Origin of the sequence: Massilia sp. ZL223, assembly GCF_018119395.1 — a bacterium.
GTDB lineage: Bacteria > Pseudomonadota > Gammaproteobacteria > Burkholderiales > Burkholderiaceae_D > Telluria.
This window is the reverse complement of the sequence record NZ_JAGPWD010000003.1, coordinates 170,826-192,290: the sequence shown is the minus strand read 5'-3', so window position 1 is coordinate 192,290 and position 21,465 is coordinate 170,826. Positions and strand designations below refer to the sequence as shown.

General features: G+C 68.9%; 20 protein-coding genes. 14 read left to right on the top strand and 6 right to left on the bottom strand.

Annotated features, from left to right (window positions below; genetic code table 11):
* Positions 1-68 precede the first annotated feature (68 nt).
* From KBW95_RS03695 to KBW95_RS03685, 3 genes are all read left to right on the top strand, one after another.
* A complete protein-coding gene (locus KBW95_RS03695) occupies positions 69-1,004 on the top strand; it encodes an NADP-dependent oxidoreductase (RefSeq protein ID WP_211523669.1) in 936 nt (311 codons plus the stop codon).
* 51 nt (positions 1,005-1,055) lie between these two features.
* Complete coding sequence (locus tag KBW95_RS03690; protein ID WP_211527511.1) at positions 1,056-1,877, top strand: metallophosphoesterase; 822 nt, start codon at positions 1,056-1,058, stop codon at positions 1,875-1,877.
* A 143-nt stretch (positions 1,878-2,020) separates the two neighbouring features.
* Positions 2,021-3,187 (top strand): diguanylate cyclase, encoded by a 1,167-nt coding sequence (locus KBW95_RS03685; protein WP_211527510.1) that lies wholly within the window; start codon positions 2,021-2,023, stop codon positions 3,185-3,187.
* 5 nt (positions 3,188-3,192) lie between these two features.
* Here the strand turns inward: KBW95_RS03685 and phbB are convergent, their stop codons facing one another.
* The 3 genes from phbB to KBW95_RS03670 form a co-directional block, all read right to left on the bottom strand.
* Positions 3,193-3,915 carry an acetoacetyl-CoA reductase gene (gene phbB, locus KBW95_RS03680; RefSeq protein ID WP_211527509.1) on the bottom strand — a complete coding sequence of 241 codons (723 nt, stop codon included), beginning with the start codon at positions 3,913-3,915 and terminating at the stop codon, positions 3,193-3,195.
* A 111-nt stretch (positions 3,916-4,026) separates the two neighbouring features.
* Complete coding sequence (locus KBW95_RS03675) at positions 4,027-6,180, bottom strand: ATP-binding protein (protein ID WP_229429519.1); 2,154 nt, start codon at positions 6,178-6,180, stop codon at positions 4,027-4,029.
* A gap of 100 nt (positions 6,181-6,280) precedes the next feature.
* Complete coding sequence (locus KBW95_RS03670; protein ID WP_211523674.1) at positions 6,281-6,766, bottom strand: winged helix-turn-helix transcriptional regulator; 486 nt, start codon at positions 6,764-6,766, stop codon at positions 6,281-6,283.
* Positions 6,767-6,869: 103 nt separating this feature from the next.
* On the opposite strand from KBW95_RS03670, the gene KBW95_RS03665 reads away from it, so the two are divergent.
* Both KBW95_RS03665 and alr read left to right on the top strand, forming a co-directional pair.
* A complete protein-coding gene (locus tag KBW95_RS03665; RefSeq protein WP_211523675.1) occupies positions 6,870-8,162 on the top strand; it encodes a D-amino acid dehydrogenase in 1,293 nt (430 codons plus the stop codon).
* The gene (gene alr, locus KBW95_RS03660) at positions 8,159-9,289 is read left to right on the top strand and encodes an alanine racemase (RefSeq protein WP_229429518.1); all 1,131 of its coding nucleotides are present in this window, start codon (positions 8,159-8,161) and stop codon (positions 9,287-9,289) included. The genes KBW95_RS03665 and alr overlap by 4 nt, the downstream gene beginning before the upstream one ends.
* A gap of 1 nt (position 9,290) precedes the next feature.
* On the opposite strand, the gene KBW95_RS03655 is transcribed toward alr, so the two are convergent.
* Positions 9,291-9,662, bottom strand: a complete 372-nt coding sequence (locus tag KBW95_RS03655) for a cupin domain-containing protein (RefSeq protein ID WP_211523676.1) — start codon at positions 9,660-9,662, stop codon at positions 9,291-9,293.
* A 76-nt stretch (positions 9,663-9,738) separates the two neighbouring features.
* Here KBW95_RS03655 and KBW95_RS03650 point away from each other — a divergent pair, with 76 nt between their 5' ends.
* On the top strand, positions 9,739-10,650 hold the full coding sequence (locus tag KBW95_RS03650) for a LysR family transcriptional regulator (RefSeq protein ID WP_211523677.1): 912 nt from the start codon (positions 9,739-9,741) through the stop codon (positions 10,648-10,650).
* 5 nt (positions 10,651-10,655) lie between these two features.
* Here the strand turns inward: KBW95_RS03650 and KBW95_RS03645 are convergent, their stop codons facing one another.
* Complete coding sequence (locus tag KBW95_RS03645) at positions 10,656-10,835, bottom strand: hypothetical protein (RefSeq protein ID WP_211523678.1); 180 nt, start codon at positions 10,833-10,835, stop codon at positions 10,656-10,658.
* Between the two features lie 314 nt (positions 10,836-11,149).
* Here KBW95_RS03645 and KBW95_RS03640 point away from each other — a divergent pair, with 314 nt between their 5' ends.
* From KBW95_RS03640 to KBW95_RS03605, 8 genes are all read left to right on the top strand, one after another.
* Complete coding sequence (locus KBW95_RS03640) at positions 11,150-12,784, top strand: sensor domain-containing diguanylate cyclase (protein WP_211527544.1); 1,635 nt, start codon at positions 11,150-11,152, stop codon at positions 12,782-12,784.
* Between the two features lie 243 nt (positions 12,785-13,027).
* The gene (locus tag KBW95_RS03635; RefSeq protein ID WP_211527507.1) at positions 13,028-13,420 is read left to right on the top strand and encodes a hypothetical protein; all 393 of its coding nucleotides are present in this window, start codon (positions 13,028-13,030) and stop codon (positions 13,418-13,420) included.
* An 83-nt stretch (positions 13,421-13,503) separates the two neighbouring features.
* On the top strand, positions 13,504-13,788 hold the full coding sequence (locus tag KBW95_RS03630; RefSeq protein WP_211527506.1) for a hypothetical protein: 285 nt from the start codon (positions 13,504-13,506) through the stop codon (positions 13,786-13,788).
* Positions 13,785-15,200 (top strand): TolC family protein, encoded by a 1,416-nt coding sequence (locus KBW95_RS03625; protein WP_211527505.1) that lies wholly within the window; start codon positions 13,785-13,787, stop codon positions 15,198-15,200. Before KBW95_RS03630 ends, KBW95_RS03625 begins: the two co-directional genes overlap by 4 nt.
* Before the next feature lie 14 nt (positions 15,201-15,214).
* The gene (locus KBW95_RS03620) at positions 15,215-16,606 is read left to right on the top strand and encodes a multicopper oxidase family protein (RefSeq protein WP_211523682.1); all 1,392 of its coding nucleotides are present in this window, start codon (positions 15,215-15,217) and stop codon (positions 16,604-16,606) included.
* Positions 16,607-16,644: 38 nt separating this feature from the next.
* Positions 16,645-16,983 carry a copper-binding protein gene (locus tag KBW95_RS03615; protein WP_211523683.1) on the top strand — a complete coding sequence of 113 codons (339 nt, stop codon included), beginning with the start codon at positions 16,645-16,647 and terminating at the stop codon, positions 16,981-16,983.
* A gap of 105 nt (positions 16,984-17,088) precedes the next feature.
* Positions 17,089-17,433 (top strand): four-helix bundle copper-binding protein, encoded by a 345-nt coding sequence (locus KBW95_RS03610; protein ID WP_211527504.1) that lies wholly within the window; start codon positions 17,089-17,091, stop codon positions 17,431-17,433.
* A gap of 129 nt (positions 17,434-17,562) precedes the next feature.
* Entirely contained in the window at positions 17,563-17,838 is a 276-nt protein-coding gene (locus tag KBW95_RS03605; protein WP_211523685.1) for a hypothetical protein, read from the top strand.
* Between the two features lie 21 nt (positions 17,839-17,859).
* Here KBW95_RS03605 and KBW95_RS03600 read toward each other — a convergent pair whose 3' ends face one another.
* A complete protein-coding gene (locus tag KBW95_RS03600; RefSeq protein WP_229429517.1) occupies positions 17,860-21,399 on the bottom strand; it encodes an indolepyruvate ferredoxin oxidoreductase family protein in 3,540 nt (1,179 codons plus the stop codon).
* Between the last annotated feature and the right edge of the window lie 66 nt (positions 21,400-21,465).

The window sequence follows — 21,465 nt, the reverse complement described above, 5'->3', positions numbered from 1 at the left end:
GCAAGCGCGCGATGCCACTGCATTGTCCCGCGTAGAATCGGCCGGACGCCAACCAACCGGAACCCATCATGCTCGCAGTGCGAATTCACCAGTACGGCAACCGCGACGCGCTGTCGCTCGACGACATTCCCATCCCCGACATCGCTCCGGACGAAGTCCTGGTCAAGGTGGTGGCGGCCTCGGTCAATCCGGTCGACTGGAAAGTGCGCGAAGGCTATTTGGCCCAGATGATTCCCCATCCGCTGCCCCTGACCCTGGGCTGGGACGTGTCCGGCGTGGTGGTGGCCGTGGGCGGCGAGGTCAGCAACTGGCGCGAGGGCGACGCCGTGTTCGCGCGCCCCGACCTGGCGCGCAACGGCACCTATGCCGAGTTCGTGGCCATCCGCGCCAGCGAGTGCGCACGCAAGCCGGCCACGATTTCGCACGTGGAAGCCGCTGCGCTGCCCCTGGCCGGCATCACGGCCTGGGAATCGATGGTCGACACCGCCGCGGTCCAGGCCGGCCAGCGGGTGCTGGTGCACGCCGGCTCGGGCGGCGTCGGCTCACTCGCCATCCAGCTGCTCAAGGACCTGGGCGCGACCGTGATCGCCACCACTTCCGAGCGCAACCGGGCGCTGGTGGAATCGCTGGGTGCGGACCAGGTCGTCGACTACCGCACGGCTCGCTTCACCGATGTGGTCGAGCCGGTCGACGCCGTGTTCGACACCCTGGGCGGCCAGGTGCAGGAGGATTCCTGGCAGGTGCTGAAGCCGGGCGGCATCCAGGTCTCCATTATCAGCCCGCCGGACGCGGACCAGGCCGCCGCGCGCGGTGTGCGCCAGGGATTCGTCTTCATCGGGCCGAATGCGCCGGTGCTGACCCGGCTGGCGGCCATGGTGGACAGCGGCCGCCTGCGTCCTGTGATCGGCGCCGAATTCGCGCTGCGCGACATCGCCGCCGCCCATGCATTGAGCGAAAGCGGACGCGCCGTCGGCAAGATCGTGCTCTACGTGGGCACCCCCTGAACCCCATACCGAAGGGCAAGATCCGATGGATGCCGCTATACTGCGCGAACCATGCGCATCCAGCTCTTTTCCGACCTGCACCTCGAACGCTATCCGGCTTTCCAGCCCGTCATCGCCGCCGGCACCGATGTGGTGATCCTGGCCGGCGACATCGGTTCCTACCAGGCCGGCTCGCGCCTGGAGAGTACCGACTTCGGCCTGGAACGCTTCGCGCCGCAGGATGGCCGCACCGTGCTGTATGTGCCGGGCAACCATGAATTCGACGGGCTCGAGTTCGACGAGACCTATGCCCGCCTGCGCGCCACCTGCGAGCGCCTGGGCATCGTCTGGCTCGACCGCGAAGTGGTCACGCTGGGCCGGGTGCGCTTCATCGGCACCACCCTGTGGGCCGACTTCGACGCCCTCGCCGTGCGCGAGAAGGAATTGACGAAGCAGATGCAGCAGCGCTCCAAGGCCTTTCGCGCCGCCAACTACTACCTCAGCAAGAACACCACGCTCAAGGCCGGCGTGCCGGTGCTGGCCGAGGAGATGCGCGACATGTCGCTCGATTGCCAGGCCTGGCTGCGCAGCGCGCTGAGCGTCCCCTTCGACGGCGTCACGGTGGCGGTCACGCACTTCGCCCCCAGCCTGGAAAGCGCCGACCCGCGCTACGGCATCACGCCGGGCACCGCCGGTTTCTGCAACGCCATGGACGACATGCTGGCCCTGGCCGACATCTGGGTCCACGGTCACTTGCACTGCCACAACGACTATGTGGTCACGGGGGACGACAAGGGCCGCGCCTGGTCTTGCCGCGTGGTCGCCAACCCGCTTGGCTACCTCAGCAAGGGCGAACAGGAAGCGTTCCGGCCGGACCTCGTCATCGAGCTCTAATCGGTGTACGCTGTCAATTACGCGAATCGGTTGACAGCGCGACGGGTCGGTTTGATCCACATCAAGCAGGTATTGCCAGGGGCTCGCCATCCTTCGCGGATATAGCAGTCGATTCAGTTGCTCATGTGGGCAAAGGCAATACGATGTCCGTGTTTTTCCCTCATCCGCCGCCGCGATCCGAGCTGCGCAGCGGACCGCGATTCGGCCCATTCGGGCGCCGGCGCCGGCGCGCGCCGCCGCTGACACCGGAGCAGACGCGCCAGCTGAACCTGTGCGCCGACCAGACTGTCGAGCGCCTGCTGCCGGCGCTTGGGCCGGCCCTGGGCGCCTGCGTCCTGATGCTGGGCGTCTGGGATGTGCTGCTCGGCCATCCGCAAGGAGCGCAATTGCTGCTGCTGCGACTGTCGCTGGTCGCGGCCGGGGCCCTGACCTGGTTCAGCACCCGGATTCCCTGGTCCCCCACCTGGCGCTGCATCGTGCTCTACGCCACCCATACGGCGGCATTGTTCCTTTGCGCCAGCACCTACGAGAACGGCCTGATGCACGGCACGCCGGCACTGGTCGCCTCGATGCTGAGCATCGGGCTGGTCGATCCCCGTCCCTTGCGCTGCCTGCTGGTGCTGGCGGCGCCGCTGCTGCTCTATGCCGTACTGGGCGCAGTCGCCCTGCCTGCGCCGATGTGGCTGGCAGGCCTGGCGGCCTGCGGCGCGGCCCTGCTGCTGGCCATGAGCCTGTCGCGCGTGAATGGCTGCCTGCGGCGCGATGTCTGGCTGCGCGAACAGCAATTGCTCGACGCCTGCCGCCACGACAGCCTGAGCGGCGCCCTGTCGCGCGCCTACGTGACCGAACTGGCCGAGCGCGACCTGGCCCTGGCGCTGCGCCACGGACGCCCGCTGGCGGTGGCCATGATCGACATCGACTACTTCAAGGGCGTCAACGACCGCCACGGCCATGCCGCCGGCGACGCCGTGATCCGCGCGCTGGTGGCGACCTGCCTGCGCAGCCTGCGCGGCAGCGACTACATCGGCCGCCTCGGCGGCGAGGAGTTCGTGTGCGTAATGCCCGAGACCCGGGCCGGCGAGGCGCTCGCCTGCGCCGAGCGCATCCGCACCAGTTTCGCCGCCCTGCGCATGAACTCCACCAGCGGACCGATGCGCTGCACGATCAGCATCGGGGTGAGCGTGCTCGACAAGCATGGCGCCTGGGGCGAGCTGCTGCGCGAAGCCGACGTGGCCCTGTACCGGGCCAAGTCTTCTGGCCGCAACCGCACCCTGCTGGCCCCCAGCGCCCTGCACGGCCAGCGCGCCTGAGGGCGCTAGGCCAGGTACTGCCCGCCATTGACGTCGATGGTCGCGCCCGTGATGAAGCCGGCCGCATCGTCCGTCAGGAACACCACCGTGCGTGCGATGTCCGTGGACGTGCCCAGGCGCCCGGCGGGAATGCCGGCCGTGATCGCTTCCAGCACGTCGGGCCGCATGGCCGCCACCATCGGCGTGTCGCAGTAGCCGGGCGCGATGGCGTTGACGGTGACATTGCGCGCCGCATTCTCCAGCGCCAGCGCCTTGGTGAAGCCGAGTATGCCGGCCTTGGCCGCCGCATAATTGCACTGGCCAACCTGGCCCTTGCGCGCATTGATCGAACTGATGTTCACGATGCGGCCGAAGCCGCGCGACCGCATGCCTTCGACCACCGGGCGCGTCATCGCGAACATGGAGCCGAGGTTGGTGTGGATCACGCTCCACCACTGCTCCTCGCTCATCTTGTGGCACATCGCGTCGGCCGTGATGCCGGCGTTGTTCACCAGGATCTCGACCGGTCCCAGCTCGGCCTCGACCCGCGCCGCGCCCTCGCGGCAGGCTGCGGCGTCCGACACGTCCCAGCGGAACACGGGAATGGCGTGTTCCTGCTGGAACTGCCGCGCCTCCGCTTCGTCGACCAGGTAGTTGGCCGCTACCCGGTGTCCGGCATCGCGCAAGGCCAGGGCGATTGCCTTGCCCAGTCCACGCGCTGCCCCAGTCACGATCGCCGTTCTGCCCATGCTTTCTCCCCTCCGGCATCCATGCCGTCGCCCTGCCACTATGGCCGGGCGCGCGGGTGCGCATCTGATCTGCGTCAAAGCTGCAGGACCGACGTTCCGCCGTCGTCGCGGTCAGGCGGCAGCGTCCAGGGCGCCGCGCAAGGCCTCGACATTGGCCGGCTTGGTCAGGTGGACGTCGAAGCCCGCGCGCAGGGCCCGCTCGACGTCCTCCTTCTGGCCGTAGCCGGTCAGCGCCACCAGCCGCACGCCGTCTCCTCCGGGCCGGCCGCGCAGGGCCCGGGCCAGCGCGTAGCCATCCATGTCCGGCAGGCCGATGTCGAGGATGGCGGCGGCCGGCAGCTGCCGCCCCGCGGCGCGCAAGGCTTGCGCCGCCGTGTGCGCCACTTCGACCTCGTGGCCCATGTCCTCGAACAGCGCGGCGGTGAGCGCGGCCGCATCCTCGTTGTCGTCCACCACCAGGATACGCCGCCGCGCGCCCTGCCGCTGCTCCAGCACCGCAAGCGGCGCCTCCGCCGGGCGTCCCAGCGGCAGCACGATCTCGAAGCGGCTGCCGAGGCCGGGACCGCCGCTGCGGGCCGCGACGCTGCCCCCGTGCAGCTCGACGATCTTGCGCACGATCGCCAGGCCCAGCCCCAGGCCGCCGGTGCGGCGCGCCAGCGGCTGCGGCGCCTGGAAGAAAGGTTCGAACACCTGGCCCAGCATGCCCGGCGTCATGCCTACCCCGTTGTCGCTCACCGCGAGCACGGCCTTGCCGTCCTCCTCGCGCAGGCTCACCCGGGTGGCGCTGCTGCCGAAGCGCGCCGCGTTGGACAGCAGGTTGCCCAGCACCTGGGCCAGGCGCGTCTCGTCGCCCTCGACCCAGACCGCCTCCGGCGCCTCCAGCGCGACCGGTTCGCCGGCGCGCTCGGCCACCGCGTGGCGCACCACCTCGGCCAGGTTCAGCGGGCGCGGCTCGATGCGCAGCTTGCCGGAGGTGATGCGCGACACGTCCAGCAGGTCGTCGACCAGGCGCTTCAGATGGTCGACCTGGCGCCGCATGATGGCGCGCTCGCGCTGGGCGGCCGTTTCGCGCCGCAGGTCCATCATGTCGAGCGCGGCCAGGATCGGGCTGAGCGGATTGCGCAGCTCGTGCCCGAGCATGGCCAGGAAGGCGTCCTTGGCCTCGCCAGCATTGCGCGCCTGGTCCAGCGCCTCTTCCTGCCGCGCCAGCGCCTGCTCCAGCGTGGCCAGCAGGCGCGCGCGTTCCCGCTCATGGGCCGCGCGCTGGCCGGCGGCCGCTTCCAGGGCCTGTCCCATCTGGCGGAATTCCTTGATGCGTGAAGGCGGCACCTTGACGACTTCCCCTTCGCCCAGCGCGCTGGCGGCGGCCTGGACGCCGTGGATGGTGCCGACGATGCGGCTGGACAGCCAGGAAGCGATGCCGATGCAGGCGCCGAAGCTGGCCAGGATGCCCGCCACGTAGAGCGCGAAGCGTTCGATGAAGGCATAGCCGCGCGCGGCGTTCGGGGCGCCCAGCGCCACCGACCAGCCGTAGCGCGAGGACGTGGTGTAGGCGGTGAGCACGTCGGCGCCTTCGATGGTGACGGTGCGGCCCACGCGCTCGGGACCGGCGCTGCGCATCAGGGCCTGCAGGCTCTGGCTGGCAGGCTTGCCGACGGTCTTGTCCTGGTTGCGCGAGCGGGCCACCACCAGCCCGCCGGCGTCCATGACCGAGATGACGGAATCGGCCGGGACCTTCTGGCGCGCGATGACGTCGAGGAAGCGGTCGGGCCGGATCACGGCGGTGAGCGCATACAGCTTGCGGCCGGGACCTTCGACCGCGATGCGCACCGGGACGGCCGGACGGCCGCCGCCTCCGCGCGATACGCGTCCCACCACGGGGTGGCGCAGGGTGAACAGGCGGCGCAGGCTGTCCGGGTCGGCGGTCGGCGCCGCCGGCGCGCCGAAGGGCGCCATGGTGCGCAGCAGGGCGACGCCATGATCGTCGGCGAGGATCACGCCGAGCCAGTTCGGCTGGGCCTGGACGCGCGCCAGTTCATGGAAGCCGCGCAGGTCGCCGGCGGCGAATTCCGGGCTGCGCGCCAGCGAGGCCAGCGCGTTGACGGTGCCGTCCAGCTCCGTGTCGACCGCGCTGGACAGGGCGCGCGCATGGTTGAGCATGAGGCGCTCCTGCTCCTGCTCGTGGTAGCGCTCGGCCCCGTGGATGGCCCAGACTCCCAGCAGCGCCAGCGGCAGCAAGCCGATCGCCGTCAGCAAGATCAGCATGTGACGGAGGGACAGGGCGTGCCCTTCATGAGCGCGCATAGGTGAGCCCGGTAGGAAAAATCCTATTATAGAGCCGAACCGCAGCCGGCCCGTCGCCGGCCTAGCGCTCGATCGACAGCGCCAGGGTTTCCTTCAGCTCTTCCATTACCACATAGCTCTTGGACTGGCCGGCGTCGGCCACGTGCAGGATCTCGCCCAGCAGGCGGCGGTACTCGGACATCTCGGGAATGCGCGCCTTGATCAGGTAGTCGAAGTCGCCCGACACCAGGTGGCATTCCAGCACCTCGGGAATGGCGAACATGGCGCGCTTGAAGCGGTCGAAGGCCTTCTCGGATTTCTGGTGCAGGGTGATCTCGACGAAGACCAGGATCTGCAGGCCCAGCGCCTGGGGATTCACGCGGGCGTGGTAGCCGCTGATCACGCCGTCGCGCTCCATGCGCTTGACGCGCTCGATGCAGGGCGTGAGCGAAAGCCCGACCTGCTCCGCCAGGTCCTTCATCACGATCCGGCCGTCCTGCTGCAGGATGGCCAGGATGTGCAGGTCGATGCGGTCCAGGACCCGGCTCGAGGCTTTTTGCACGCGCATGACTTTTTCCTAAAAACGAGTGTATTAACAGAAACAATTATGGCAGCACCAGCGCTACCATGGCAACCTTTACTGAATCTTTGTCTCTTCTTCGAGGGAAGCTATGCGAGTCATCGTGCTGGGCAGCGGCGTGGTCGGCGTCACCACCGCGTACTATTTGGCGAAAGCCGGTCATGCAGTCACCGTCATCGACCGTCAACCCGGCCCTGCGCTGGAAACCAGTTTCGCCAACGCCGGCCAGATCTCGCCCGGCTATGCCTCGCCCTGGGCGGCCCCGGGCATCCCGCTGAAGGCGGCCAAGTGGCTGTTCCAGCGCCATGCGCCGCTGGCCATCCGCCCGGACGGCAGCCTGTTCCAGCTGTCCTGGATGTGGCAGATGTACCGCAACTGCTCCGCCGACCGCTACGCCGTCAACAAGGAGCGCATGGTCCGCCTGGCCGAGTACAGCCGCGATTGCATGCGCGCGCTGCGCCAGGAAACCGGCATCGAGTACGAAGGCCGCCAGCAAGGCACCCTGCAGCTGTTCCGCACCCAGGCCCAGTTCGACGCGGCCGGCAAGGACATCGAAGTGCTCAGGCAGGCCGGCGTGGCCTATGAGCTGCTCACCAGCGAACAGCTGGCCCAGGCCGAACCGGCCCTGGCCCACGTACGCGAAAAGCTGGTCGGCGGCCTGCGCCTCCCGAACGACGAGACCGGCGACTGCCAGATGTTCACGACCCGGCTGGCCGAGATGGCGCGCGCCCTGGGCGTGCAGTTCGAATACGGCGTCAGCATCCGGAGCCTGGTCGAGACCGGCGGCCAGGTCAGCGCCGTGGTCACCGACAAGGGCACCTTCAGCGCCGACCGCTACGTGCTGGCGCTGGGCAGCTACTCGCGCCTGCTGCTGCAGCGCTGGTTCCCGCTGCCGGTCTATCCGCTCAAGGGCTATTCGATCACCGTGCCGATCACGGACGCCAGCCGCGCCCCGGTGTCGACCATCCTCGACGAGACCTACAAGATCGCCGTCACCCGCTTCGACGACCGCATCCGCGTGGGCGGCATGGCCGAAATCGCCGGCTACAGCAAGGCGCTCAACCCGCGCCGCCGCGAAACCCTGGAACTGGTGGTCAACGACCTGTTCCCGGGCGGCGGCGACACCAGCCAGGCCAGCTTCTGGACCGGCCTGCGCCCGATGACTCCGGACAGCACCCCGGTGGTGGGCGCGACCCCGCTGGGCAACCTGTTCGTCAACACCGGCCACGGCACCCTGGGCTGGACCATGGCCTGCGGTTCGGCCAGCGTGATCGCCGACCTGGTGGGCGGCAAGTCGCCGGCCATCCGCGCCGACGACCTGGCCGTGTTCCGCTACGCCGGCACCCCGAACGGCTATCCGCAAGGCGAACTGGCCCAGGCATGAACCGCGACTCGACGACCATGCGCGCCGCCAGCGAGCTGGCGCGCGCCGGCGCGATCCTGACGGTCGACCTGGCGGCCATCCGCGCCAACTACCGGCTGCTGGCGGCGCAGGCGCCCTCCTCCACTTGCGCCGCCGTGATGAAGGCCGACGCCTATGGCCTGGGCATGGAACAGGTGGCCCCGGCCCTGGCCGAGGAAGGCTGCAAGGTGTTCTTCACCGCCCACGTGGCCGAAGGCATGCGCCTGCGCCAGCTGGTGCCGGACGGCTGCACGATCTACGTGCTGCACGGCCCGCCCGCCGGCACCGCGCCCGATTTCTACCAGTACGACCTGGTGCCGGTGCTGAACGATCCGGGCCAGCTGCGGGAATGGCGCGCCAGCGCCCGGCAGCTCGGGCGGCGCCTGCCGGCCGCGATCCAGGTCGACACCGGCATGTCGCGCATGGGCCTGGCGCCCGCCGACCTGGCAGCGCTGTCGCTTGAACCCGACTGGCTGTCCGGCCTGGACGTCCGGCTGGTGATGAGCCACCTGGCCTGCGCCGACGAGCCGGACCACCCGCTCAACGAGCGCCAGCGCCTGCGCTTCGAGCAGGTGCGCGAACGCTTCCCGGGCGTGCCGGCCAGCCTGGCCAATTCCTCGGGCGTGTTCCTGGGCAGCGCCTACCACTACGAGCTGCTGCGCCCGGGCGCGGCCCTGTACGGCATCAATCCGCATCCGGGCAAGCCCAATCCGCTGCGCCAATCGGTGTCATTGGCGGCGCGCATCGTCCAGGTGCGCAGCATTGCGGACGGCGACGTCGTCGGCTACGGCGCGCGCTACGTGGCCCAGGGCACGCGCCGCATCGCCACCATCGCGATCGGCTATGCCGACGGCTGGCTGCGCGCCCTCACCGGCCAGTCACAGGCCTTCGTGGACGGCGTGGCCGTGCCCTTCGCCGGCACGGTGTCGATGGATTCGATCACCCTCGACGTCACCGGCCTGTCGGAAGCCCGCGTGGCGCCGGGCCAGCTGGTCGAGCTGCTGTGCGAGCAGCAGCCGGTGGACGCCGTCGCTACCCAGGCCGGCACCATCGGCTACGAGCTGCTGACCCGCCTGGGCCGCCGCTTCCACCGCAACTACACAGCCTGAGTCACCAGGGCAGCGGGATCTCCCTGCCCTCGGCATCCACCACCGGCACCGGCGAGCCCGACAGAATCCCATAGAGGGTCAGCGGCTCGCCGCCGGTATTCACGATCTGATGCAATTCGTTGGGCTGGCACAGCAGCACCGTGCCGGCCGCGCATGGCGTCTCGGTTCCCGCGTGGTGCATAATTCCCTCACCCCCGGTAAAAACGACCACTTCCTCGCAGTCGTGGCGGTGCAGCGGGGTCGCGCTGCCCGGCGCGAGCGTCTGCTGCCAGACTTCGAATGCCTGGATACCGCCCGCCTGCGAGGCGAGGGTCTGGTGCCGGATGCCGGGCAGTGCGAACACCGGGATCGAATCGACGTGGCGGACTTGCATGGGCTGCTCCTTTCGCTGCGTGGGTAGGGAATGCGGGAATTATCCGCGCGCGCCGGCACAAAGGGAACGGCACAACATGGCGAAACCATCTGGACTCAAAGTCAACACCGGCGCCCAGGACCTGATCAAGCAGCGCTGCTTCGTGCAGACCGTGCGCACCGGCGGCATCACCAGCGCGGCGCGCCTGCTGGGCCTGACGCCCTCGGGAGTGAGCAAGAACATCGCGCGGCTGGAAGCGGAACTCGGCGTGCAGCTGCTGGCGCGCGACAGGCGCAGCATGGCGCCGACCGGGCGCGGCCAGGAAGCCTTCGAAGCCTACGACGCCCTGATCGCCCAGCTCGACCAGATGCAGGAACAATTGGCGGCGCCCGCCGAACTGACGGGGCAGCTGGGGCTGTCGCTGCCGGGCGGCTGCCTGCCCTGGCTGGCGCCGCTGCTGGCGCGCTACCGCGCCGCCCATCCGCTGGTACAGCTGCGCCTGAACGTCAGCGACGTCCACAGCGACCTGGTGCGCGACCGCAACGACCTGGCGCTGCGCTTCGGCCGCCTCAAGGACAGCAGCGTGCGTGCGCTCGGGCTGGCGGCGACGCCGCTGGTGGTGTGCGCCAGTCCCGCCTACCTGGAGCGCGCGGGCGTGCCGCGTCAGCCGGCCGAGCTGGCCGGGCATGAAGGTGTGTTGTTTCGTCTGCCGGAAACCGGCCGTGCGCGGCCGGTGGAGCTGGTGCCGGAATCGGCTTCCTGGCGTGCGGTCGCCGTGATCGACGACGGCCAGTCGCTGGTGCATGCGGCGCTGGCGGGATTCGGCCTGATCCAGGCGCCGCTGCTGCTGGTGGAGGCCGAGCTGGAGGCCGGGCGGCTGGTGGAAGTGCTGGCGGCGCACCGCCCGGCGCCGCTCGAGGTCAATCTGCTGTTTTCAAGCCACGCCTGGCTGCCGGCGCAGACGCGCGCCTTCATCGACCTGGCGCGCCTGCAGTTCGGACTCGGCTGACTTTCTTACTTGGCCTGCTCGGCCAGGCGGCGCAGGACGGCCGGCGACACCGAGTCGGCGCCGTGGTTCATGCGGTACAGCGCCCAGACGTCGTTCGAGGCGGTGAACAGGCCACGGACGGCGTCGACAGCGGCGCGGGCGAAGCTGGTGGCGTGGGTGGTGGTGCGGAGGCTCAGGGTCGACATGGTGTTTTTCCGGGTGCGTTGATCTTGCTTACCAGTATGGGCTCTTTGAGATAGAAATCAAATTGCGATCCATGATGATCGCCATTCATAAATCAACTATCTCGCCCGCCCTTGTTGTTTCGCGATGACATCTTGCAATCGGTAACGATGTATATGAGCAACAAATCTGTATATACGGAAACTTACACCGCAGTTCCGATATACTCACCAATTATCACAGTCATGCGCCCTACTCATGCGCAGACTGCCCACCTGGCCCTGACTCCGCCGGATTCGTTCGCCGATATTGACGCGCAGGAGTCGCCGTGCCCCCGATGCTCCATCATTTTTCCAGTTTCAAGGTCAAACTCTCGGTGCTGGTCACCGGCATGGTGCTGATCGCGGCCGTCGGGGTCGGCGGCATCTCGCTGCTGTTCGCCGACTTCCAGATCGAGCGCATGATCGCCAAGCAGGAGCTGCTGGCCCTGGGCGGCGCCGCGGCCTATATCGACAACGACCTGCGCCACAAGCAGCAGCTGCTGCGCGCCGTCGCCGAAGAAGCGCTGACGCGCGAGCTGGGCCCGCAAGAGATCCAGGCCCTGCTCGAATCGCACGACAGCCTGCGTGACGAATTCGTCAACGTCGCCGCCTACGATGCGCGCGGCGACCGCGTGGCGAGCCTGCGGGACCGCCAGGACAAGTTCATCAACGTCAGCCGGAGGCCCTACTTCCGCCAGACCATGGCCGCGCGCGAGAGCGTGGTGTCCGAGCCCTTTCGCAGCGCCCTGACCAGGCGCCCGGTGGTCTCGGTCACCCAGCCCGTGATCGACCGGCGCGGCAATATCGTCGCCGTCCTGCTGGGCGGGATCGACCTGCTGCGCCCGTCCTTCGCCGCCCAGATCGACGCCCTGCGCGCGGGCGAAGCGGGCTACCTGTTCATCGTCGCGAAAGACGGGACCGTGGTGCACCACCCGAACAAGACCCTGCTGCTGGCCCGTCCCGGCGAGGAAGCCCAGCCGGTGCTGCATGCGGTGCGCGCGGCGCCCGAGGGCTGGCGCACCGACATGGTCGACGGCGGCTCGCGCGCGCTGGTGGCCTGGCGCCGCCTGTCGCACGTGGACTGGACCATCGCGGTGTCGTATCCGCTGCGCAGCGCCTTCGCACCCATGGTCTCGGTGCGCCTGAACTCCTTCGCCGCGGCCGGCCTGTTCACCGTGCTCGCCGGCCTGTTCGGCTGGGCGCTGGTGAAGATCCTGCTCGAGCCGCTCGACAAGCTGCAGCGGAACATCGAGGCGCACGACGCGGGCGCCGCCGGCATCGAGGTGTTCGACACCCAGGAGCGCGACGAATTCGGGCTGCTCAGCCGCGCCCTGTACCGGCTGTCGCGCCACCGCCAGCAGTCGGAACGGACCCTGCAGCGCCAGGCCACCACCGACGTGCTGACCGGCGCCTACAACCGCCGCATGTTCGAGGACTTCCTGCCCGCCGCCCTGGCCAGGAGCGGCCGCTCCGGCGAACCGGTGGCCGTCGCCTTCCTCGACATCGATCACTTCAAGGACATCAACGACACCCACGGCCACGCGGCGGGCGACGCGGTGCTGGTCGAGTTCGCGCAGCGGCTGGCGGCGTCGGTGCGCGCCGCCGACACCGTCGCGCGCCTGGCCGGCGACGAGTTCGTGATCGTGTTCGAGCAGCTGCAGGCGGCCGACGAGGCGCACATGATCGGCGCCAAGATCATGGCCGCCATGGCCCCGCCCTTCCACGCCGGCGGCCAGGCCGTGCGCGTTACCGCCAGCATCGGCATCGCCGTGGCCACCCAGGCCACCAGCATGGAGGCGATCATGCGCTCGGCCGACGAGGCCTTGTATGGCGTGAAGGCGGCCGGACGCAATGGCTATGCCGTCAACCCGGCCGGCGCCGGAAAACTCGGCACGGTGCGCCCCAAGCCGCTCAGGCAGGCGGCTTCCTAGGGTCGGGCGGCGTCTGCACAGGCGGCACACCGGCGCGCCGGTAGCGGCAAAACAGGCAGGGCGGGCAGCGCGGGACGGGCGGCGCCAGCGGCAATTCTTGCGCTTTCATCTAGCCTCCTCGGGGTTGGAATTCCGCACTCTGCGGCTTCCCATAATGGCAAGGTCAAGCGGATTATTCAGCGTGCTTTAAGCATGCTTAAGGCCGTCCCCTGGCAAAAACGCCGTGCTATACTCGCCGCACCTATGACCCGCGCATTCAAGACATTCCTGGTGTGGCTCCTGATGGCCGTGCTCCCGCTGCATGCGGTGGCGGCGGGCGTCGGCATGTCCTGCATGCCGCAGCACCAGGCCGCCAAGGTGGAGGCCAAGGCGCAGCACGGCGCCGGCCAGGCGCATGCGCACCATGGGCATCACGAGGCCGTCCAGGCGGACGATGTCCCCGAGGCGGATACGCAGACGCATTCGTCCTGCAGCGCCTGTTCCGTCTTCTGCGTCGGGGCGGTCGCCCCGCCTTCGGCGTATATGCCGCTTCTTTCCTTCGACGGCTCCGAATCCGTCGTCGTCACGCCCGCAGCCTTCGCCGCGGGCTTCATTCCGGACGGTCCGCAGCGGCCTCCCCGGCGTCACTCCGCCTGATCGAAGCAGCCAGGGCTTCCGCCCTTCCTGCGCGCACCCGCGTGCTCCCGGCACGCGACCGTTTCCGATTTTGAGGATGCACCATGAAACACACGCTTTGGGCCGCCATCGGCGCCCTGCTGGCCGCGCCGCTGGCCGCACAGCCCCAGCGCGCCGCTGATCCGGCCGATCCCGGCGCCGCCGTGGCGCCGCTCGTGTATGAATCCGTCATCGCCACGCCGCCCGTGCAGGATGCGGCGACACCCGACAAGCGCTGGCGCGCCGCCAACGACACGGTCGGCGGCCAGCCTGGCCACGAGCATGGCGCGCCGACCGCGCCGGCGCCCGTGGATCACAGCAAACACCACCACAGCGAGGGAAAGCGATGAGCGCCCTTTCCACCTTGCCTGTCCCGCGCGCCATCTGCGCGGCGCTGCTGACGCTGGCCCTGGGTGGCTGCGCCAGCTTCTCGAAGGACGGCGGCATGGATGCCGTCTCGGCCCTGACCGCCGAGCGCACCGGCCAGGACGTCCGCCTTCCGGCGGCCGGCGGCGGCGATGAGGCCGCCCAGGCCGAGCTGGCGCGCCTGCTGAAGGAGCCGCTCGGCGCCGACCAGGCGGTGCGCGTCGCCCTGCTCAACAACCGCTCGCTGCGCGCCTCGCTGGCCGACCTGGGCGTGGCCGAGGCCGACCTGGTGCAGGCCGGCCGAATCGCCAATCCCGGCTTCAGCTTCAGCCGCATGGCCGCCCATGGCGAAACCGAGATCGAACGCAGTGTGATGTTCGACCTGGTCGGCCTGCTGACCATGCCGATCCGGCGCGACATCGAGGCGCGCCGCTTCGAAGGCGCCAAGCTGGTCGCCGCCACCAGCGCGGTGCAGCTGGCCGCCGACACGCGCAAGGCGTATTTCGATGCGGTGGCGGCCAGGCAGTCGGCCGCCTATGCGCAGCAGGTCCACGAAGCGGCCCAGGCCAGCGGCGAGCTGGCCCGGCGCATGGCCCAGGTGGGCAACCTGAGCGGCCTGGACCAGGCGCGCGAACAGGCCTTCTCGGCGGAGGCCGCGGCCCAGCTGGCGCGCGCCCGCCACAACGCCACCGCCGCGCGCGAACGCCTGGCGCGCCTGCTGGGCGTGTGGGGCGAACACACCGCCTTCACCTTGCCTGACCGTCTGCCGGAGCTGCCGGCCGCGCCGCGCGAGGCCGGCAACATCGAAGCGCTCGCCATGCAGCAGCGCCTCGACCTGCGCCTGGCCCAGCTGGAAGCCAAATCGACCGCGCGCGCCCTGGGGCTGACCAAGGCCACCGGCTTCGTCAACGTGCTGGAAGCGGGCTACGTCAATGCCAGCAAGAGCGGCGAACCGCGCGAGACCGGCTACGAGATCGAACTGGCCCTGCCGCTGTTCGACTGGGGCGGCGCGCGCGTGGCCAAGGCCGAGGCGATCTACATGCAATCGGTGCACCGCACCGCCGGCATCGCGGTCAACGCCCGCTCGCAGGTGCGCGAAGCCTATTCCGCCTACCGCACCAGCTTCGACATCGCCAAGCAGCACCGCGACGAACTGGTCCCGCTGCGCAAGAAGATCTCGGAAGAAGTCCTGTTGCGCTACAACGGCATGCTGGTCAGCGTGTTCGAGCTGCTGGCCGACGCGCGCGCCCAGATCGCCGGCGTGAACGCGGCCATCGAGGCCCAGCGCGACTTTTGGGTCGCGGAGACCGACCTCCAGGCCGCTGTCAGCGGCGCCGGCGGATCAACCGTTACCCTCGGCAGCGCCGCTCCGGCACAAGCCGCTCCCGCACATTGAACAAGGACACAGCAATGACTTCCCGTCGCAATTTCTTTACCGGCGCCGCCGCCCTGGTGGGCGCGGGCCTGGTGAGCCGCGCCGGCGCCGCCACCCTGCCGGAAGCGCCGATCATGAACAGCGCGGCCACCCAGCCGCCTCCGCCGCCGCCCAACGGCCGCCCCTACAATCCGGTCGTCACCCTGAACGGCTGGTCCCTGCCCTGGCGCATGAACAATGGCGTCAAGGAGTTCCACCTGACCGCCGAACCCGTGGTGCGCGAGATCGCCCCGGGCATGAAGGCCAACCTGTGGGGCTACAACGGCCAGAGCCCGGGCCCGACCATCGAGGTGGTCGAGGGCGACCGCGTGCGCATCTTCGTCACCAACCGGCTGCCGGAGAACACCAGCATCCACTGGCACGGCCAGCGCCTGCCGAACGGCATGGACGGCGTCACCGGCCTGACCCAGCCGCCGATCGCGCCCGGCAAGACCTTCGTCTACGAATTCGTGGCGCGCCGGCCGGGCACCTTCATGTACCACCCGCATGCGGACGAGATGGTGCAGATGGCGATGGGCATGATGGGCTTCTGGGTCACGCACCCGAAGAACCCGGCCCACCATGCCGTCGATCGCGATTTCGTGTTCCTGCTGGGTTCCTACGACATCGACCCGGGCAGCTACACGCCGAAGGTCAACGAGATGCTGGACTTTAACCTCTGGACCTTCAACAGCCGCGTCTTCCCGGGCATCGACACGATGAACGTGCGCCAGAACGACCGCGTGCGCATCCGTGTCGGCAACCTGACCATGACCAACCACCCGATCCACCTGCACGGCCACGAGTTCGAGGTGACCGGCACGGACGGCGGCTGGACCCGGCCCGAGTCGCGCTGGCCGGAGGTCACCACCGACATCGCGGTGGGCCAGATGCGCGCGATCGAGTTCATCGCCGATGCGCCGGGCGACTGGGCCTTCCACTGCCACAAATCGCACCACACCATGAACGCCATGGGCCACGACGTGCCGAACCTGATCGGGGTCGACCACCGCGGCGTGGCGGAAAAGATCTCGAAGCTGGTCCCGGACTACATGGTCATGGGCGACAAGGGCGGTTCCATGGGCGACATGGAGATGCCGCTGCCGGAAAACACCCTGCCGATGATGACCGGCCAGGGCCCCTTCGGCGGCGTCGAGATGGGCGGCATGTTCACCGTGGTGAAGGTGCGCAAGGACCAGAAGCGCGGCGACTACAGCGATCCGGGCTGGTACAGGCACCCGGCCGGCACCGTCGCCTACGAATGGAAGGGCGAAGCACCGGCGGCCGTGCGCAGTCACGATCACGGTGGCCACGCGATGCCGTCAAAGAATGCCAGGGAAGTCGAGATCAAGGTGCGCAAGCCCGTCGGTCACCATGGCAAGCATTAAGCAGACCAATAACACCGAGACAAACGAAAGGAATCACCATGAAAGCAATCACCCGTATCGCCGCGGCGCTCGTCCTGAGCGCGGCTTGCACCGCCGTCTTCGCCCAGCATGGCGGCCATGACGGCGACGGCCACGCCCGTCCGGCCGCCACGGCCGAACTGGCGGACGGCGAGGTTAAAAAGATCGACAGGGAAACCGGCAAGATCACCCTGCGCCACGGCGAGTTGAAGAACCTGAACATGGCGCCGATGACGATGGTGTTCCGCGTGAAGGACGCAGCGATGTTGGACCAGGTGAAGGCTGGAGACAAGGTTCGCTTCAGCGCCGACCGCGTCAACGGCGCCCTCACCGTAGTCCAGCTCCAGGCTGCGCAGTAAGGATGCAGCATCGGATCCGCCGTCGACTTTCATACAGGAATCGAACGAGCAGCGTCCCGGCCTTGCGCTACCATTGGACCCTACCGACCCGATGAGGAGCAAGCGATGAGCGGATCTGAAATGGCAAATGTGCAGTCGTGTATCGAAGCCTGCCAGGAAGCGCTGCGGGCCTGCCAGGCCTGCGTGGCCGGCGACGTCCGTGACGGCTCGACAGACTGCATACCGGTCAACCTCGACTGCGCCGACATCTGCGCGGCCACGATCAATGCGCTGGCGCGCGGCTCGGCCCACCACGGCGACTTCTGCGCCCTGTGCGCCCACATCTGCCGCGCCTGCGCCGCCAAGTGCGCCCAGCATGCGGCCATGCACAAGCACTGCGCGGAATGCCAGGCCGCCTGCGAACGTTGCGCCGCGGAATGCGACAAGCACGCCAGGGAAAAGCACATCTGAGGCCAGGCCCGGAGGTGGCTGTTACTTAGTAGCAGTTACTTACAAATTCGTCTTGGAATCCCGCGCGGACGCGGCGCTAGAATGGGTCATCGTTCCTGATTGTCCCTTACGTCCACGGGGGAGGCTGCCATGAAAACGCAGACCAAAGGCGTCGCGAAACGCCTCGTCATTTCGCTCCTGCTGGCAGCCGGCCTCGGCGGCTGCGTGTATGCGCCGCCCTACTCGGCCTACGATGGCGGCTATGGCTACAGCGGCGGTCCGGCCTACGCCTACCCGCCGGTCAGCCTCGACCTGGGCTTCTCGTACTACGACCGCGGCCCGCGCTACCACGGCGGTGGCCATCATCACTGGCGCGGCCACCACGGACGCGGCCATCATCGCGGATGGGATCGCGGCCGGCACTGAGCTTTCCGTGCCGGCCGGCGATTACGCCTGGCGCTTGATCTGGATGACGCGCGCCGGAGGATGGCGGTAGTTCGCCATCAGCTCCGCCCACTGCGCATCCATCGCATCCATGGCCGCTTCCTTGATGTGGCCATAGCCGCGCACCGCATCCGGCAACTGCGCCAGCTTGAGCGCCGCGTCCTTGTTCTCCGCATTCAGGCCGCTCGCCAGATCGCGCACGAAGCCGAGGTAGCGGTCGCGCATGGCGCGCTCGCGCTTGCGCTCGTAGGTATAGCCGAACACGTCGAAAGCCGTGCCGCGCAAGCCCTTGAAGCGGGCCAGCACGCCGAACACCGGCATCAGCCACGCGCCGAACTGCATCTTGGCCGGCACATCCGATCCCGGCTTGCGGCGTGCCAGCAGCGGCGGCGCCAGGTGGAAGGCCAGCTTGTAGTCGCCGTCGAACTGCGCCGCGATCTGCTCGCGGAACACAGGGTCGGCATGCAGGCGCGCCACTTCGTACTCGTCCTTGTAGGCCATCACCTTGAACAGGTTGCGCGCCACGATCTTGCTGAGCTGCTTGCGCGAACCGGCGCCTTCCAGCGCCGCTTCGCGCTGCTCGACGGCGGCCACGGCTTCCTGGTACAGGCGCGCATAGTCCGCGTTCTGGTAGCGGGTCAGCCAATCGACGCGGAAGGCGACGGTATCGGCCAGGGACTTGGGGGCGCTGAACTGGATGACCTGGGGCGTCTGGGTGAGCCGGTCGAGCGCCTTCTCGTCCGCGGCGGCCAGGCGGCCCAGCATGAAGGCGCGCTTGTTCATGTCGACCGCCACCGCATTCAGTTCGATCGCCCGCATCAATGCGGCCAGGCTCACCGGCACCAGGCCCTGCTGCCAGGCATAGCCCATCAGCAGGATGTTGCTGCCGATGGTGTCGCCCAGGAAGCGCGCCGCGATCTGCTGGGCGTTCAGGCGCAGCAGGTTCGCCTCACCGGCGGCCTTGCCGAGCTTCTCGAGCAGGCCGTCCTTGTTGATCGTGGCATCGCGCTCGCGGGTGAAGTCGGCGGTCGGGATTTCGTATTCGTTGGCGACCACGCGGGTATGGCCCTCGCGCATCACGGCCAGGCCGTCCGGCATCGCCGCCACCACCAGGTCGCAGGCGAACACCGCGTCCGCCTGGCGCAGGTCGATGCGCACCTGGTGCAGGCGCTCGGGCGAGGACGCCACCCGCACATGCGACAGCACCGCCCCGCCCTTTTGCGCGAAGCCCATGAAGTCCAGGGTCGAGGCGCCCTTGCCTTCCAGGTGGGCCGCCATGGTGATCAGGGCGCCCACGGTGACCACGCCGGTGCCGCCGACGCCGGCCACCAGGATCTCGTAAGGCTTGGCCAGCGCATCCGCCGCCGGCGCCGGATAGGCCGACAGCGCCTGCTCCAGGTCGGCCAGCGACAGCGATACGCCGGCCGGCTTGCGCAGCGATCCGCCCAGCACCGAGACGAAGCTCGGGCAGAAGCCTTCGACGCAGGAGTAATCCTTGTTGCACGAAGACTGCTCGATCTGGCGCTTGCGGCCCAGTTCCGTCTCCAGCGGCAGGATGGACAGGCAGTTGGACTGCACGCCGCAGTCGCCGCAGCCTTCGCACACGGCCGGGTTGATCACCATGCGGCGCGCCGGGTCCGGGAACACGGTCTTGTCCGGCGTGTTCTTCTTGCGGCGGCGGCGCTTTTCGGCGGCGCAGGTCTGGTCGTAGACCAGCACCGTCACGCCGGGAATCTCGCGCAGCATGCGCTGGATCGCATCCAGTTCGCCGCGGTGGTGCACGGTGACGCCAGCCGCCAGGCTGACGCCCTCGTAGCGGCCGGGATCGTCCGTCACCACCACGACCTTCTTCGCGCCCTCGCTGCAGACCTGCTGCACGATCTGCGGCACCGACAGGCTGCCGTCCACCGGCTGGCCGCCGGTCATCGCCACGGCGTCGTTGTAGAGGATCTTGTAGGTGATGTCGATGCCGGCCGCGATGGCCTGGCGGATCGCCAGCGAGCCCGAATGGTAGAAGGTGCCGTCGCCCAGGTTCTGGAAGATGTGCTTCTCGCCCACGAAGGGCGCGGAACCGGCCCAGCTGACGCCCTCGCCGCCCATCTGCGACAGGTAGTAGGTGTCGCGCTTCATCCAGGTGGCCATGAAGTGGCAGCCGATGCCGGCCAGGGCGCGGCTGCCTTCCGGCACGCGGGTCGAGGTGTTGTGCGGGCAGCCGGAGCAGAAATACGGCGTGCGGCGGATGCCGTCCGCGCTGTTCGATGGCAGCTCTGCGGCGCAGAAAGCCGGCAGCATGCGCGCCAGCTCCAGCTGCGGGAAGCGCGGCGCCAGCCAGCGCACCAGCACCGGGGCGATGCGCGAAGGACGCAGTTCGCCCAGGGCCGACAGCAGGGGCTGCCCCTCGGGGTCGGTCTTGCCGATGACGACAGGGCGCTGTCCCGCCGGCAGGTTGTAGAACAGGTTCTTGACCTGCTGTTCGATGACCGGGCCCTTCTCTTCCACCACCAGGATCTCGTCCAGGCCGGCGGCGAAGGCCGCCAGGCGGCTGTGCTCGAGCGGATAGGTCAGGCCGGGCTTGTACAGGCGCACGCCCAGGGCTTCCAGCTTCTCCAGGCTCAGGCCCATGCGCTCCAGCGCTTCCAGCAGGTCGAGCCAGGCCTTGCCGGCGCTGACGATGCCGATCTTCGCCTGCGGCGCAGGCACCGCCAGGCGGTCGATCGAGTTGGCCCGGGCGAAGGCCTGCACCGCTTCCAGCTTGGCCGCCACGCGCTGCTCCAGCGCCAGGCCCGGCAAATCGGGCCAGCGGTTGTGCAGGCCGTCCGGCGGCGGCGCGTAGTCGGTCGGCGCGACGAAGCGCGGCATGGCGGGCAGCTCGACCACCGCGCCGCCTTCCACCGTCTCGGAAATCGCCTTGAAGCCGCACCAGGCGCCGGTGTAGCGCGACAGGGCCCAGCCGTACAGGCCGAACTCCAGGTATTCCTGGATGTTGGCGGGATTAATCACCGGCATTCCCCAGGCCATCAGCGCCTGTTCGCTCTGGTGCGGCATGGACGAGGACACGCAGCCGTGGTCGTCGCCCAGGATGACCAGCACGCCGCCGTGCGGCGAGGAGCCGTAGACATGGCCGTGCTTGAGGGCGTCGCCGGCGCGGTCCACGCCCGGCCCTTTGCCGTACCACATGGCGAACACGCCGTCGACCTTGCGGGTCGGGTTGGCCTCGACCTGCTGCGAGCCCATCACCGCGGTCGCGCCCAGCTCTTCGTTGATCGCGGGGAGGAATTCGACCTTGTGCTGTTCCAGCAGCTTGCGGGCGCGCCACAGCTCCTGGTCGACCGCGCCCAGCGGCGAGCCGCGGTAGCCGCTGACGAAGCCGGCGGTGTTCAGCTGCTGCGCTTCGTCGCAGCGTTTCTGCATGCACAGCAGGCGCACCAGGGCCTGAGTGCCGGTCAGGAACACCCGGCCCTGCTGGCGGGTCAGGTTGTCGGTGAGCGCATAGTCCGGGTCTGCCAGCCGGATCGGCGCAGAGGTCTCCATCGTCGTGTCCATGTTTTCTTATTGTGTGAGTCGAAAAGATGACAGAAGGATATGCCGCACGGGGCGAAATATTTTTTC